A 15387-nucleotide genomic window follows, 5' to 3' on the forward strand; every position below is an offset into this window, starting at 1 on the left:
GTCCCCAGTCCCCAGTCCCTCTTGATAAGTCCGACAAACCAACGGCATATCCGCAGAAAATTTTTCTAGGCGAGTTCCATCGACAGCACTGTCTAGAAGTACTTGCCATTTAGCAGCAAATGCACCGTCTGATTGCCGTTCAATTCTTGGTAAAAACTTACACCGCGAGATTAAATCTAAACTCCATCGGGAAACTTGCGACCAAAAACGTAAATCTCCTCCTAAAAAGGCATCTTCCCCTTTTGCAGCATTTAGGGGAATAGCAGCGAGAAATTTTACTGCTTCGCTGGGGTTAAGACAAAAACCCTCAACTCGCCACGGTTGCAAATATTGGGGAGAGTCTGTTTCTAGCCCCAAGCTGGCAGAATGCACAGGGAAAATTGCAGATGTTCCTTCTGTACTCTCTTCGGGGATATAAGTTGGTAGGGCAATTATATGTGAATGCGTTGGTAAACTTATCTCAGTGGGAGTGGCGGCTTTACGTGTTCGCCCAGTAGTAGCGATCGCAATTTTGGGTTGCTGGATAAAGTTGGTAATCGCCATCTTCTGGGAAACCAACCACTCGCTTAACTCTACTGATGTCATTGCCAATGGATTTAGTGGGATATCTCCAGATCCATTAGACTCGAAATTAACTCGTGGCGATCGCCAAGTTTCTCCCCAAATAAATAAACAACCCTTTTGACTTTTTAGTAACCAATTACCGTGTAAAATCGCCATTTGCTAACTACTCAGATTCTCGTAAAATTAAATAATTTAACTCGTAAAGCTCTAACTATTAAATCTTGTCAATAGCATTTATAATCAAATCATTGCATACAAATAATTTTCAAATAATCATTCTGCATCAACATTATTAGTAATGGATTTCCCCATTGTTAAAGTTATAAAAAATAACATAACAGTAGAACTAGATTATATTCATCCTCAAGAACAGGAGGTTGTAAGAACATTACTCAATGTTGTAATTGTTGAAGGTAAAACTTATCCCCAAAGGCAACCTCTATCTCAGGCAGAATTTTCAACTTACTGGTTAAGCAAGGATGCCTTTGTTGTCAGGACATCTGGTAAGGATGCTACACACAAGCCTAAAGAAATATTAGGGGCGTTTTATTTAAAACCAAACTTCCCCGGTCGGTGTTGCCACATTTGCAACGCTGGTTTTATTGTACAACCTGGGTTGCGCGGTCAGGGCATCGGGCGGTTCATGGGGGAGGCTATGCTCTTGATAGCAGCAGACCTAGGCTACGAAGCAGTAATGTTCAATTTGGTCTTTGAAACTAATATACCTTCAATTACCCTTTGGCAGTCGTTAGGATTTGAGATTATTGGGCGAATTCCTCGTGCGGCGAAGCTAGATAATGAACAGGTGGTAGACGCGCTGATGATGTATCGTGCTTTGGGTTGATGACAACTCTTATCTTTGTATGTACTAGAAGTCAGCCCTAGTGCATAAATGTTAGGATTGCCACAGAAAGAGAATAGCGAAAGAGAAGGAAAAAGAACTGAATGGCAGAAGTTGATAAGTCAATATCCTTCGATGGAAGGGATATTCGACTGAAAGTAGGCTTACTAGCTCCCCAGGCAGGTGGGTCGGTTTTGATAGAATCAGGGGACACATCCGTTTTAGTGACAGCTACGCGATCGCAAGCCAGAGAAGGCATTGATTTTCTTCCCCTCACAGTAGATTACGAAGAAAGACTGTATGCAGCTGGTAGGATTCCCGGCGGGATCATGCGGCGGGAAGGTCGTCCACCAGAAAAAACAATTCTCACCAGCCGTCTTATAGACCGTCCCATGCGTCCCTTGTTCCCTTCATGGTTACGGGATGACCTGCAAATTATCGCCTTAACACTATCGATGGACGAGTTGGTTCCACCCGATGTATTAGCAGTTACAGGCGCTTCCATCGCTACCCTGATTGCCCAGATTCCTTTTAATGGGCCAATGGCAGCAGTTCGCGTTGGTTTAGTGGGAGATGATTTTATTATTAACCCCACTTATGCAGAAATTGAAGCCGGAGATTTGGATCTGGTAGTAGCAGGTTCTCCACATGGCGTAATCATGGTGGAGGCGGGAGCCAATCAGTTGCCAGAGCGAGATATCATCGAGGCGATTGACTTTGGTTATGAAGCAGTGCGGGACTTAATCAAAGCGCAGCAAGATTTAGTAGCAGAACTGGGCTTAGTGATAGTGCAAGAAGCACCACCAGAAGTAGACCAGACGCTAGAAAATTATATCCGCGATCGCGCTAGCGGCCAGATTAAGAAAATCCTGTCTCAATTTACCTTCACTAAACCCGAACGCGATGCAGCTTTAGATGTCGTCAAGGATGAAATTGCTACGACGATTAAGGAACTGCCAGAAGAAGACCCAATTCGAGTTGCCGCAACTGCAAATAGCAAAGCACTTGGTAACACTTTCAAAGATATAACTAAGTACTTCATGCGGCGGCAAATCATCGAAGATAACGTTCGCGTTGATGGTCGCAAACTCGATGAAGTGCGTCGTGTTTCTTGTTTAGTTGGTGTCTTACCAAAGCGAGTCCACGGTAGCGGTTTATTTAATCGAGAACTAACTCAAGTATTATCCACTTGTACTTTGGGTACGCCAGGGGATGCCCAAAACCTCAACGATGATATGCAGTTAGATCAACATAAGCGTTATCTGCATCATTACAACTTCCCGCCGTTCTCAGTCGGGGAAACCAAGCCAATGCGTTCACCAGGAAGGCGTGAAATTGGTCACGGGGCATTAGCAGAGCGATCGCTAATTCCTGTACTACCGTCAAAAGAACAATTTCCCTACGTGATTCGCATCGTATCGGAAGTACTTTCTTCCAACGGTTCCACCTCAATGGGTTCAGTCTGCGGTTCCACCCTCGCCCTCATGGATGCTGGTGTACCAATTCTCAAACCCGTCAGTGGCGCAGCAATGGGTCTGATTAAGGATGGAGACGAAGTGCGAATCCTGACCGACATTCAGGGCATTGAAGACTTTTTGGGCGATATGGACTTCAAGGTTGCCGGGACGGATACCGGAATTACCGCCTTGCAAATGGATATGAAAATCCCCGGTTTGTCGTTGGATGTTATTTCCCAAGCCGTCCACCAAGCCAAAGCAGCCCGGTTGCACATTCTGGAGAAAATGCTCGCCTGCATCGATGTGCCACGGATTGAAACCTCACCTTATGCCCCACGTCTGTTAACAATCAAGATTGACTCAGACATGATTGGTCTGGTCATCGGGCCTGGAGGCAAGACTATTAAGGGCATCACAGAAGAAACTGGTGCAAAAATTGACATCGAAGATGATGGCACCGTGACAATTTCGGCTGTGGATGAGAACAAGGCCAAGAGAGCCAGAAACATCATCCAAGGTATGACCCGCAAACTCCACGAAGGAGATGTCTATGCAGGACGCATTACTCGGATTATACCGATAGGTGCATTTGTGGAATTTCTGCCTGGGAAAGAAGGGATGATCCACATCTCACAACTAGCTGACTACCGCGTTGGCAAAGTTGAGGATGAAGTAGCGGTGGGCGATGAAGTGATTATCAAAGTCCGTGAAATTGATAACAAAGGTCGTATTAATCTCACTCGCTTGGGTATCCACCCAGATCAAGCAGCAGCAGCAAGAGAAGCTGCGGCGGTGAATCGGTAACTCGATTTGGGATTTTAGAATAAAATCTAAAATCCGCGATGCCTACTGTGAAGGCATCGCCGTATGCTTCTCGAAACTAGTTGCACTAAATTTATTGAAACTCATACTTGTAAATTTCTTTAATAACTATAAAAGATAAGTAACTAAGCCTAAATAAATTAAAGTTTGTAGTAAGGACTTAAGTCCTAAAAATCCTAGTCTTGAGCAATTCATCCCTCAAAAGTAGGATTTTATTTTATGTTTAATTTTACTATTATGTTTAATTTTAACTACCCACTTAATACCATATAACGATTCTCAATTACATGGAAATTGAAGGGAAGGGCATTAAAATTCAAAGCCTTTCTCCTTTTAAGCTACGGTGTACACACAACTCTGTACAAGGTACAAAACAGCTTTAGAGCCTCCTAAATTACCCTTCTTAACGGGGACTTTGGCTCCTATTACTGTAGAGGGAATCTAAATCCTGTAGAACAACTTTAAAATACTTGTGTATACACCCTTGCATAGCGTCTTTGACAGGAGAAAACTTAAGCAAAAAACGGGATAAAAAACACAATTTTTTTGAGTCAGGCGATCGCAAATTATTTAACTTTGATGAAAAAATTGATAAATTGTTATGCGACAAAAGTCATACTTCGATAAACTTCACTTATCTATTGAAATAAAAACAAGAGTTTTTGGGCATTGCGATCGCTACTAAAGCTCCAATGATTTTTAACCAGAATATAAGTTATTATCAATACAGGTAACTTATGAGCTTCGCCATTTTTCAGTAGTAGATAATGTTTACCTCTAATAATGTAGTAATGTCTATTCCTGGCGACTTATTTATTAATTCATACTTGAATAAACCAGCAAATAGTAAATTAGTAAAACCTGCTTTAATACCACACTAAATCGAGGGGTTTTTCGTATTTTAATCTGTTATTAATCACTTAGAAATAAGCCTTGCTATTAAATACTAAATATGTCATATTAAGTACTTCATTCAGAACTAAAAATATTGACATCATGTTAGCAACATATCTAAAATCTATTAATGAGAACGATCGAGCTATCCACAATGAGGGTGAAGATGTCATCCAAGGATTAATTCAAAGTCCCAAAACTTTACCCCCTAAATATTTTTACGATGATTATGGCTCAGAACTATTTGAACAAATATGTGAATTATCAGAATATTACCCAACACGAACAGAAGCTGGAATTTTACGCCAATATGCCGATGAAATAGCTCAGATAACAGGTAATTGCGAACTTGTAGAGTTAGGCAGTGGCAGTTCTACAAAAACTCTTTTTTTGCTAGATGCTTACCAAAAAATTGCAAGCCACTGTAGATATATACCCATTGATGTTAGTCATGGAATCCTTAAATCTAGCGTACTAAAACTACAACATAAATATCCAACTTTCTTTGTTGAAGGATTAATAGGAACCTATGAACAAGCATTGATAAAGCTAAAATCCACATTTGCAGCATCACGAATGATTTTTTTCTTAGGCAGTTCTCTTGGGAATTTTAAACCACGAGAATGTGATGATTTTTTAAGACAAATTACTAGGACTTTACAAGCAGGGGACTACTTTCTTTTGGGGATTGATTTACAAAAACCCAAAGAAATTTTGGAGCCAGCTTATAATGATAGTCAGGGAGTAACGGCTGCTTTTAATTTAAATATCCTTTCTCATTTAAATTGGCGTTTTCAAGGTAATTTTGACCTCAGCTTATTTACTCACCAAGCTATTTATAATGAAAATGATGCTCAAATTGAAATGTATCTGCATTGCCAAAAGAGTCATGAAGTATCTTTAGAAGCGCTAGATTTACAAGTTGGCTTTGCAGGTGGAGAAAGCATTCTCACCGAAATTTCTCGCAAGTTTGATTTAGTAAATATGCAAAAACAACTGGAGACACATGGACTCAAGACTCTGAAAACTTGGACAGATCCCAATCAGTGGTTTGGGCTAATTCTTTGCCAAGCTTAAATTTTGCTTCCCCAAATTTGAATTTAAATAGACATATCCGTTAATTAGGCTTTAAACCTTAACTTACAAAGCTTATGGTTGGTTTATGAATGGCGCTTACTTAAGGCTGATAGGCATTGATCGTCCTACAGTATCTCAGTATTTTTAGCCATTTTATAAATGCCTAATGAAGCGGCATTTGTTTGTTCATGGATATGTTTCATTTAGCAAGATTCAACATATCTGGAAAAATAGAAATAGAGCCGGAATGCAATCAACAATTAACATTAGCAATTTTTTGATTAAGTTTGTCAAGTAAATTAACCAGAGTTAATCGTCTATATAATAGCAATTGAGTTATATCATGAACAGTTTTCAATCTACTCATCCGCCTAAACTAGATAGTTGCGATCGCCAAGTTATCCTCGATTATTTTGAGAATGCTTGGCAACTAGAAGATATGCTGATGAAAACTTTAATAGAAGAAGATACATTTTATCTCAATCCCGATCCTTTGAGAAACCCTCTAATTTTCTATCTTGGACATTCGGCTGTTTTCTACATCAATAAATTAATTAGCGTTGAATTATTAGAAAAAAGGATCAATCCAGACTATGAAATTTTGTTTGAAATTGGAGTTGATCCAGAGGTAGCAGAAGAATTAAATCAAGCGATCGCTCATTTGGAATGGCCACAAGTTGCACAAACTTGGGAGTATCGAAAACAAGCATATATAGTAATTTCCGAAGTAATTAAAACTACTCCAATAACTCTACCAATTCACCCTACTCATCCCCTCTGGGCTTTAATGATGGGGATTGAACATCAGCGTATTCATATTGAAACCTCTTCAATGTTAATTCGCCAACTACCAATTGAGAGAGTGAAACGCCCTCAAAACTGGCAATATGCCCCTTTTAATGGCTACACTGCTCAAAACGAAATGATACAAGTGATGGGTGGGGTAGTCAAACTTGGCAAAGCCTTTAACGATCCAACCTATGGATGGGATATTGATTATGGCGATCGCACTGTTGAAGTGGATTCTTTTTTAGCCAGTAAATATCTGATTACCAATGCCGATTTTAGTTATTTTGTCAAGGCTGGTGGCTACGAAAACCAAGCGTATTGGGATGAAGAATCTTGGCATTGGAAAACTGAAAACAACATTCAATATCCCAAATTTTGGATACCCCAAAATGGCAGTTACAAGTATCGAGCCATGTTTGATGAAATCGGCTTACCCTTAGATTGGCCTGTAGAGGTCAATCATTATGAAGCAATGGCTTACTGTTGTTGGCAAAGTAAAGATACCCGTTTAATGAGTGAAGCCGAATATCATTTAGCAACTTATAGTAGTGGTTTAGTAGAAGATGTAGACAATTACAATGTAAATTTAAAATTTGGCTCACCTAGTCCAGTGGGAATGTTAGAAACCGCCAAAAGTTATTCTGGTTTGTATGATTTACGCGGAAATGTTTGGGAACACTTGAGTGATAATTTAAATCCTTTACCAGGATATAAGCCTCATTTCCTTTACGAAGATAATTCTGCAATATTTTTTGATAATAAGCATCAGATGATGTTAGGAGGATGCTGGATAACTAACGGTACAGAAGCTTTAAAATATTATCGCAACTGGTTCCGTCCTAATTTTTATCAACACGCAGGTTTTAGGATTGTTCAAGATATCAAGCAGTAACCCCAACATGAGGTTTTACAAAAATAATTTGCAGGATACTAACAGTTACAGAATAGCAGTTTTTACATCTTCCATTTCTCCCTGTAATCGTCAGGCTCAATTTTCGTTGAGACAGCAAACATATTACTAGCCTAAAATTTAGGAGAAATAGTACGAAAAAATCATCTAGAATAGAATTAGATTAATGCGAACTACCTTTGCATTTTAATGGCAAAGTAAAAACAAAAAATTATTAACCATGAGACCAAATCCTATTCCTCCACAACCCGGTCAAGAGTCAGTTTGGGATTATCCGCGTCCGGCTCGTTTAGAAGATACAAACAAATCAATTCGGATAATTGTTAATAATATTGTTTTAGCAGAAACAAGTAAAGCTAAAAGAGTCATAGAAACTAGCCATCCTCCTTCTTATTACATTCCTTCAGAAGATATTAAACTAGAATATCTGATAGAAACACCTAAAAAAAGTTGGTGTGAATGGAAAGGTAAGTGTCAGTATTATGATATAAGCATCGGTGATAAGTATATAAATAGCGCCGCTTGGCGATATTTTGACCCTACATCTGATTTTGTAACCATTCAAGAATACTATGCTTTTTACCCTAGTTTAATGGATGCTTGCTATGTAAATGATGAGCTAGTTATGTCTCAACCCGGTGATTTTTATGGCGGATGGATTACCTCTGATATTGTCGGGCCATTTAAAGGTAGTCCAGGAACAATGGGTTGGTAATTTTGGACATAAAATTAATAAGTCAGACTACAAAACCAAAATGTTGCAGATCCTCCTAAATTATCCTTAAAAAGGAAGAATTTAAGAGATTTTCCTTAAAAATAAAAAGGGGAGTTGGGGGAATAAAAAGCTTGTGGGACAACTTTAAAAGGCTTGTGTACACTGTAGCCAAGAATCAAGTGAGGGTTTCTCTAGATTTAAAGTTCTCAATCAATTTAAAGTATTAGATAACTTCATGGTGATATGCTCCAAATAAGCTACAGGGAACATAATTCCTGGCTTCTTTGTAGGAGGGTTTAGGGTGTTGAATAACCTGTCCCAAAATCCTTGAATTCCATAGTTTTTCTTGAAACAACTGTGGTGAAGATCGTGAAAATCTGATGGAACAAAAAATATTGATAAGGAACTATGACCTTCAAGGTTGTAAGCATTACCTATAATAGTCCAAGCACATAGTTGGGTGATATCATACCCAAATATAAAGATAGGCAAAAGGTCTGTAATAGTAACAATAATATATTCAGTCAAACTCTTATGTCCAGCAACAAAACTTGATGAGTCGGCAAACTCATGATGTTTTAAATGTATTTTTTGTAAAAACTTTCTGTGAAGTAGCGAATGAGAAACGTAAAAACAGAAATCAGCAACAATTATTCTCATCAAAAACCATCCAAGGTTTGAGAGCAGACTATTTCCTCTATTTACCTCTGGCGCTAAGTAGAGGATAATAAAAGCTGCTATGAAACTTTTGATTTCTCCAGTAATGATGCCTTTGGCAGTAAACGAAGGAAATGGTTGTGTTTTGACTTTCTTAACTCTGGCAGTTAATTTCTCTCTTAAATTATCATTGTTTTTAATTACCTTTTCGATGAAAAGACCAATGCTATAAAATGAAATAGAACCAACAAGCCAGTATAACAGCACTTGAGTTATAAAATTGAGTTCTATATTGTGCAACAACCAATAAAATATTTGCTGAAGAATGGTGCAAGTAATAGCAATTTTTAGATAAAATTCAGCCTCGAAGCAGAAATTAAAAAATTTTCTCATACCTACATCCTTTTAGTAGTTATGGAATTAAATCCTTTTTGCAAGTATAAATTATTTATTTTTGTATTTCACCAGATTATAAATAGCGTTTCTCAATTGTATTGAATATAGACCGAACAAGAACAGTCCTTTTCTGCTAGGGTTGGTGACATTGCATCCATAGATGATGTGTAGCGGCTTAACGCAGTGTACGATAAGCGTAATGTAGCAATCTGATTTGCAGGTATCCATCACTAAGCAAGCGCGCGAAGCACTCACCGTAGGCGATCGCAAAAATTTTCAGTCTACTAACATTTGTAATTATTTTATCGCTATCTACTTAGTGACATAATTTTTGTGACTAGGAGATTTTTAGTGATTAGAAATTTTAAACATAACGCAGCAAATGATACAATTCGGATTGGATTAATGCGAACTTCTTTTACCTTTTAATTGCAATGTGAAAAAAGACATGAGATTACCAAAATCAGATTAAGTCAGTGGGCGTAAATAATTGTCGTTGGGATAAGGCAATAGAAAATAGGCAATAGGCAATAGATATAAGGGTTTTAGCCTAGTTCATTTTTATTTACATAGTTTGATTTTATTGTGCCAACTTACTTCGTAAAACTTTCCCAATTAAAAATCCTCAATTCAGAAGGCGCTGACTGGATACAGGAAAACCAACATTCTCTATGCGATCGCATTCTCTATGGATGTAAAGAAACATTATTCAATCAATTAATTTGATGCAAATTGAAAATACGTTGCGTTTAAAAGGAATAATGCTGCTTATCCTTGTTAATGTAATTAGCGCTACAACTTTTCCATTGACTAAAGACATCGTTAGTAGTCTTCCACCAAGTGCATTGATTGCTACACGTTTTGTCATAGCAGCAGCAGTTTTTGCTGTAAATTTACGTAATATTAACGCACTTTTACTTCGTGATGGTACAGTACTAGGTCTTTTCCTTTTCTTTTTCTTAGCTATAGAAACAATTGCACTCAAGACTATACCAGCGAATCGGGCTGCATTCATTGGCAGTTTGAACGCACTCATAGTCCCACTACTAGCATGGCTGAGTGGTCAGCGCGTACCGTTGAGAACTTTCCTAGCTGCTGGAGTCGCTGTGATCGGTATTGGCGTGATGTTTTGGGAAGGGGGAGAACTAGGAATTGGCGATCTGTTGATGTTCGTTGATGCTTTTGTCTATGCAGGCTACATAATTTTCCTAGACCGGGTTGCGTCTCGTCACCCCACCTTAACGCTTACCAGTGTTCAACTTTTGTTCATTGCGGTGCTAGGTCTGCTTTGGAATAATACCCAAATTCTTAACCAATTTGAGGTAATTCACCAGCACTGGGGAGTGATTGTCTACTTAGGGCTGTTGGCAACTGCTGCTGTTATCTGGCTGCAAACATTGGCACAGCAATGGGTTTCAGCCGACGAAACAGCTTTACTTTATACACTTGAGCCATTGTTCGCCACAATTTTTTCGTTTTGGCTACTTGGAGAACATCTGGGAATGCGCGGTCTAATTGGCGCGATTCTTGTTTTAGTTGCTCTGCTTCTAAGTCAGAGCCCTCAAAAGCTTGAACCGGAAGCAAAAGTTGAGGTACAGAGCAGTTAACGAGCTTTTACCTCGAAAGTGAAATCTAACTAAGCCTAAGCCAAGTTTGAAATTTGAAAGCAAGAAATTTAAACATAGTGGGTCTTTATCTATGAATACAATAGAGTCAATTTCAGCTGTAAAGCTCAATTTTCATGTCACGATTCAGGAAACAGCAAAAGGAAGAGGAGTATTTGCTACGAAAAAATTTGCCAAAGGGGAAACGGTTGTGGTAGGTATCCCAACTGAAGAAGTTCCCCAACGAACAATTTATTCCTTTCAGATGGATTTTAATTTGTATGTCAACCTAGATGAGCCTGCTGTCGTAATTAATCATTCTTGCGATCCAAATACTGGCGTAAGCAACAATCAGTTTGGGGGATATGACTTCGTTGCTTTGGACGATATCGAAGTCGGTGAGGAAATTAGCTGGGACTACGAAACCACTGAATATGAATCAATAGCTGTCTCGCGGTGCTTGTGCAAATCTCTATCCTGTCGAGGGAAAACATTAGGATTCAAATTCCGCGAACAAATATTGCGCGATCGCTATGGAGCGTACATTGCAGATTATCTCAAATCCTAAAGCAAATGATATTATACCAATTTAATGTGAAGTTGCACATATCTTGATCCCCCTAAATCCCCCGATAAATTGGGGGACTTTGATAGATGTTTTTCCGGTTCCCCCCTTTATTAAGGGGGCTAGGGGAGATCGAATTCTATTCAGCTTCATAAAAAATTGGTATTATTTAAAATGCACATATTATACGCATTTTAAATAACATCTATAGCGGCATGAAAAATAATTTTGCGTAATTTCAAAATCATTGTAAAGACGTTGTAATGTAACGTCTCTACATTCAGATCCTTGTTTTGCTTAAGCTTTTTTCAACCAGCTAAACATAGCGCGTAAATCTTTACCAACTTCCTCAATTTTGTGTTCAGATTCTTTGCGACGCATGGCGGTAAATCCTGGTTTACCAGCTTGGTTTTCTAGAACAAATTCTCGTGCAAATTGCCCAGATTGAATTTCGCTGAGAATTTTTTGCATTTCAGCTTTAGTTTGTTCGGTAACAATCCTTGGCCCACGAGTATAATCGCCATATTCAGCAGTGTTAGAGATGCTGTCGCGCATTTTGGCTAAACCGCCTTCTACAACCAAGTCAACAATCAGCTTTACTTCATGCAGACATTCAAAATAAGCCAATTCTGGTTGATAACCAGCTTCTACCAAAGTTTCAAATCCGGCTTTGATTAAAGCACTCAAACCACCGCACAATACTGCTTGTTCACCAAATAAATCGGTTTCGGTTTCTTCGCGGAAAGTGGTTTCTAGAACACCAGCGCGAGTACCACCAATACCTTTAGCATAAGACATGGCGCGATCGCGTGCCTGACCACTAGCATCTTGATAAACTGCAAACAGCGCTGGTACACCTTCACCCTGTTCATAAGTCCGCCGTACCAAATGCCCTGGCCCTTTCGGTGCTACCATCACCACATCTACGTTAGCTGGTGGTACAACTTGCCCAAAGTGAATATTGAAACCGTGGGCAAAGGCTAACACATTTCCTTCTTCTAAATTTGGTTCAATCTCGTTTTTGTAAATCGTTTTTTGGACTTCATCAGGTAACAAAATCATGATAAAGTCAGCAGCATTGGCAGCATCTGCGACATTCTTCACAGTTAACCCAGCAGCTTCAGCTTTTGCTACTGACTTACTACCCGGATATAGTCCCACAATCACATTCAAACCACTATCTTTGAGATTGAGAGCGTGGGCATGACCTTGAGAACCATAGCCGATGATAGCAATAGTTTTTCCAGCCAAAAGGTCTAAATTGGCATCTTCGTCATAGTACATCCGGGCCATAGAAGCATCTCCTGTCAGCAAGCATCGTCATTTATTGGCAGGCTTACGATTGTACCTCAAATTGAGTAACACAGATTACTATAAATAATTCAATTTATCTCTTTGGACTAAGGGGACAAATGACAAATGACAAACCTGTTACATAAATCGCAACAATACAGGTTTTGAGTTTTCTTTCAGCAATACTAAGTTTAACTTCATCCATCTAAGGATAGATTATGTACGCTTCGACTAAATTGCCGCGCACATCTGCTTTATTTATAAGTGCGTTATTGGGAGGGGTGATTTTCACTAGTTGCGCCTCTTCGGATCGGTCAACAAATCAGTCTGCACCTCAAGTTGCAGCCAATGGAGCGGTAAATCAATTATCTGCTCGTGAAAACAGTATTTCCCAAAAAGCGGAAGTTGCACCAATAAACCGTTCTCGCCCCCAACTCATCAAAAAAGCAGCAATCTCTTTGACTGTCAACTCTGTAGATAAAACTGTTGATGCTGTTTCGCAAATTATCAATCAACAGCAAGGGGATTTAATCGGGTTGAAACAACAACAACCCAAAGGTGACAACCCGCGTTACACAGCAACAATCCAATTGCGGATACCAGAGAATCGGCTAGAACCTACCCTGGAAGAACTAGCTAAATTAGGCACTATAGAGAGTCGTAATATTACTGCGGAAGATGTAGGCGATCGCTTGGTGGATTTCCAAGCTAGATTAACTAATTTGCAAAAAACTGAAGCCAATTTGCAAAAAATTATGGATCGGGCAGGTTCTGTTAGAGATGTGCTGAGTGTTTCCCAAGAATTGAGTAATGTCCGTCAAACCATAGAACAAATTGATGCCCAACTGAAAAACCTCAAAAATCAAGTTGCTTATTCCACTATTACCCTCAACCTTGAAGCAGCAGTTTCTAGCACCAGTCCCCAACCTGCCTTTGGTTTGCAAGTTCAGGAAACTTGGAATAACTCTACCCATTCTTTGAGTGCATTTTCCGTTGGCTTACTCAAGTTGGGTATTTGGTTAATTGTTTACAGTCCCTATTTGTTAATTTTTGCTGCTCTTATCTATGGCTTTAACCGTTGGCGACGAAATCATTCACCAAGTTTGACACAAACACCAGAATCAACTCGTTCTGAATGAATTTGCATAAATCCTACATCTACCGTTGATAAATTTACATAAGCAAAGAGTATGTTAAATATTGCCAAATCTTATTGTCGAACCCTCTATCTTTAAAAGTTCTATTTATCCTGTAGTTTTGATTGCTTTAATCATTCTTCAAATGTAAATAGGAATACAAAATATATGATGACAATTTTGATACAAATTTGTTAAGAATAGTTACAATAGTCAGAATACCGGATAATATTTCTTATGGTAAATTCTCTTGACAATAATCCACCTCATAAAGTAGTTATTGTTGGTGGTGGTTTTGGAGGACTGTATGCGGCAAAAACACTCGCCAAGGCAGCAGTAAACGTTACTCTCATCGATAAACGTAACTTTCATCTATTTCAACCCCTCTTATATCAAGTCGCCACAGGTGCGCTATCTCCTGCTGATATTTCCTCACCGTTACGTTCTGTCCTCAGCAAGAGCAAGAATACAAAAGTGCTGCTGGGAGAGGTAAATAATATTGATCCAGAAGCACAAGAAGTGACTGTGGGCGACGAAGCAATAGCTTACGATACGTTGATTGTTGCTACAGGTGCGAAGCATTCCTACTTTGGTAAAGATAACTGGGAAGAATTCGCCCCAGGTTTGAAAACTGTAGAAGATGCCATAGAAATGCGTAGCCGGATTTTTTCAGCCTTTGAAGCCGCAGAAAAAGAAACCGACCCAGAAAAACGCCGTGCTTGGTTAACTTTTGTAATTGTGGGTGGTGGCCCAACAGGTGTAGAGTTAGCGGGTGCGATCGCAGAATTGGCAAATCAAACCCTCAAAGAAGATTTCCGCAACATCGACACCTCAGAAGCCAAGATTTTGCTATTAGAAGGGCTGGATCGGATTCTGCCACCTTTTGCACCAGAGTTATCACAAGAAGCGGAAGCATCCTTGACACGCTTGGGGGTGGTTGTCCAGACAAAAACACTGGTAACGAATATTGAAAATGATACTGTTACCCTCAAACAAGGCGAAGAAGTTAAAGAAATTGCCTCAAAAACGGTATTATGGGCAGCAGGTGTAAAAGCTTCAGCAATGGGAAAAGTGCTAGCAGAACGCACAGGTGCTGAATGCGATCGCGCTGGACGGATTATCGTTGAACCTGACTTGAGTATTAAGGGACATCCCAATATTTTTGTAGTTGGCGACTTAGCAAATTTTTCTCATCAAAATGGTAAACCCCTACCTGGTGTTGCACCTGTAGCCAAGCAAGAAGGTGAATATGTAGCAACATTAGTTCAACAGCGACTTGCAGGTAAAAGTTTGCCACCCTTTGCTTATACCGATCATGGTAGTTTAGCGATGATTGGGCACAATTCTGCTGTAGTCGATTTGGGCTTTATCAAGCTGAAAGGTTTCGTTGCATGGCTGTTTTGGCTGGTGATTCACATCTACTTCTTAATTGAATTTGACAACAAATTAGTAGTAATGATTCAGTGGGCATGGAACTATTTCACCCGTAATCGCGGAGCAAGATTAATTACAGGTAAAGAATCAATCACGGAGTTTGTAATTAGCGATCGCAATTACACATCAGCTGATAGTAAACAGCCTGTAAATGTCTAATTGGGAATTTGTCATTAGTCATTAGTTATTCTCCCCCTGCTTCCCCTGCCTCCCCTGCTCCTTCATCCCCACTC

At 39.3% G+C, this 15387-nt stretch carries 12 protein-coding genes and 1 pseudogene; 10 read left to right on the forward strand and 3 right to left on the reverse strand.

The features are described 5' to 3' along the window. Window positions 1-720, reverse strand: a pseudogene (locus G1O98_RS30195) (ATP-dependent helicase); the annotation flags it as partial. A 142-nt stretch (window positions 721-862) separates the two neighbouring features. On the opposite strand from G1O98_RS30195, the gene G1O98_RS30200 reads away from it, so the two are divergent. The 5 genes from G1O98_RS30200 (at window position 863) to G1O98_RS30220 (ending at window position 8069) form a co-directional block, all read left to right on the forward strand. Next, window positions 863-1408: an N-acetyltransferase gene (locus G1O98_RS30200; protein WP_163936010.1), complete on the forward strand. Its 546-nt coding sequence runs from the start codon at window positions 863-865 to the stop codon at window positions 1406-1408. Window positions 1409-1509: 101 nt separating this feature from the next. Next, the gene (locus tag G1O98_RS30205; protein ID WP_163936013.1) at window positions 1510-3666 is read left to right on the forward strand and encodes a polyribonucleotide nucleotidyltransferase; all 2157 of its coding nucleotides are present in this window, start codon (window positions 1510-1512) and stop codon (window positions 3664-3666) included. Window positions 3667-4680: 1014 nt separating this feature from the next. Then, the gene (gene egtD / locus G1O98_RS30210; RefSeq protein ID WP_163936015.1) at window positions 4681-5655 is read left to right on the forward strand and encodes an L-histidine N(alpha)-methyltransferase; all 975 of its coding nucleotides are present in this window, start codon (window positions 4681-4683) and stop codon (window positions 5653-5655) included. A 343-nt stretch (window positions 5656-5998) separates the two neighbouring features. Then, window positions 5999-7336 (forward strand): 5-histidylcysteine sulfoxide synthase, encoded by a 1338-nt coding sequence (gene ovoA, locus G1O98_RS30215; RefSeq protein WP_163936018.1) that lies wholly within the window; start codon window positions 5999-6001, stop codon window positions 7334-7336. Between the two features lie 238 nt (window positions 7337-7574). Beyond that, window positions 7575-8069 (forward strand): DUF427 domain-containing protein, encoded by a 495-nt coding sequence (locus G1O98_RS30220; RefSeq protein ID WP_163936021.1) that lies wholly within the window; start codon window positions 7575-7577, stop codon window positions 8067-8069. A 210-nt stretch (window positions 8070-8279) separates the two neighbouring features. Here G1O98_RS30220 and G1O98_RS30225 read toward each other — a convergent pair whose 3' ends face one another. Then, a complete protein-coding gene (locus G1O98_RS30225) occupies window positions 8280-9119 on the reverse strand; it encodes a sterol desaturase family protein (protein WP_163936024.1) in 840 nt (279 codons plus the stop codon). 588 nt (window positions 9120-9707) lie between these two features. Between G1O98_RS30225 and G1O98_RS30230 the strand changes: the two genes are divergently transcribed. The 3 genes from G1O98_RS30230 to G1O98_RS30240 all read left to right on the forward strand — a co-directional run bounded on the left by G1O98_RS30230 (window position 9708) and on the right by G1O98_RS30240 (window position 11294). Then, window positions 9708-9848 (forward strand): hypothetical protein, encoded by a 141-nt coding sequence (locus G1O98_RS30230; protein ID WP_163936027.1) that lies wholly within the window; start codon window positions 9708-9710, stop codon window positions 9846-9848. Window positions 9849-9883: 35 nt separating this feature from the next. Then, complete coding sequence (locus G1O98_RS30235) at window positions 9884-10729, forward strand: DMT family transporter (RefSeq protein ID WP_243458583.1); 846 nt, start codon at window positions 9884-9886, stop codon at window positions 10727-10729. Window positions 10730-10820: 91 nt separating this feature from the next. Beyond that, window positions 10821-11294 carry an SET domain-containing methyltransferase gene (locus G1O98_RS30240; protein WP_163936033.1) on the forward strand — a complete coding sequence of 158 codons (474 nt, stop codon included), beginning with the start codon at window positions 10821-10823 and terminating at the stop codon, window positions 11292-11294. A gap of 294 nt (window positions 11295-11588) precedes the next feature. Here G1O98_RS30240 and ilvC read toward each other — a convergent pair whose 3' ends face one another. Further along, window positions 11589-12584, reverse strand: a complete 996-nt coding sequence (ilvC, locus tag G1O98_RS30245; RefSeq protein WP_163936037.1) for a ketol-acid reductoisomerase — start codon at window positions 12582-12584, stop codon at window positions 11589-11591. Window positions 12585-12802: 218 nt separating this feature from the next. Between ilvC and G1O98_RS30250 the strand changes: the two genes are divergently transcribed. Both G1O98_RS30250 and G1O98_RS30255 read left to right on the forward strand, forming a co-directional pair. Then, on the forward strand, window positions 12803-13723 hold the full coding sequence (locus G1O98_RS30250) for a DUF4349 domain-containing protein (protein ID WP_163936040.1): 921 nt from the start codon (window positions 12803-12805) through the stop codon (window positions 13721-13723). A 234-nt stretch (window positions 13724-13957) separates the two neighbouring features. Continuing rightward, window positions 13958-15313 carry an NAD(P)/FAD-dependent oxidoreductase gene (locus tag G1O98_RS30255; protein ID WP_163936043.1) on the forward strand — a complete coding sequence of 452 codons (1356 nt, stop codon included), beginning with the start codon at window positions 13958-13960 and terminating at the stop codon, window positions 15311-15313. Window positions 15314-15387 lie beyond the last annotated feature (74 nt).

Source organism: Nostoc sp. UIC 10630, from assembly GCF_010747425.1.
Classification (GTDB): Bacteria; Cyanobacteriota; Cyanobacteriia; order Cyanobacteriales; family Nostocaceae; genus Nostoc.

Bases quoted from the DNA above. Each gene is read 5' to 3' on its own strand.
- G1O98_RS30200 (WP_163936010.1), top strand. From the start codon at position 863: ATGGATTTCCCCATTGTTAAAGTTATAAAAAATAACATAACAGTAGAA.
- G1O98_RS30205 (WP_163936013.1), top strand. From the start codon at position 1,510: ATGGCAGAAGTTGATAAGTCAATATCCTTCGATGGAAGGGATATTCGA.
- egtD (WP_163936015.1), top strand. From the start codon at position 4,681: ATGTTAGCAACATATCTAAAATCTATTAATGAGAACGATCGAGCTATC.
- ovoA (WP_163936018.1), top strand. From the start codon at position 5,999: ATGAACAGTTTTCAATCTACTCATCCGCCTAAACTAGATAGTTGCGAT.
- G1O98_RS30220 (WP_163936021.1), top strand. From the start codon at position 7,575: ATGAGACCAAATCCTATTCCTCCACAACCCGGTCAAGAGTCAGTTTGG.
- G1O98_RS30225 (WP_163936024.1), bottom strand. From the start codon at position 9,119: ATGAGAAAATTTTTTAATTTCTGCTTCGAGGCTGAATTTTATCTAAAA.
- G1O98_RS30235 (WP_243458583.1), top strand. From the start codon at position 9,884: ATGCTGCTTATCCTTGTTAATGTAATTAGCGCTACAACTTTTCCATTG.
- G1O98_RS30240 (WP_163936033.1), top strand. From the start codon at position 10,821: ATGAATACAATAGAGTCAATTTCAGCTGTAAAGCTCAATTTTCATGTC.
- ilvC (WP_163936037.1), bottom strand. From the start codon at position 12,584: ATGGCCCGGATGTACTATGACGAAGATGCCAATTTAGACCTTTTGGCT.
- G1O98_RS30250 (WP_163936040.1), top strand. From the start codon at position 12,803: ATGTACGCTTCGACTAAATTGCCGCGCACATCTGCTTTATTTATAAGT.
- G1O98_RS30255 (WP_163936043.1), top strand. From the start codon at position 13,958: ATGGTAAATTCTCTTGACAATAATCCACCTCATAAAGTAGTTATTGTT.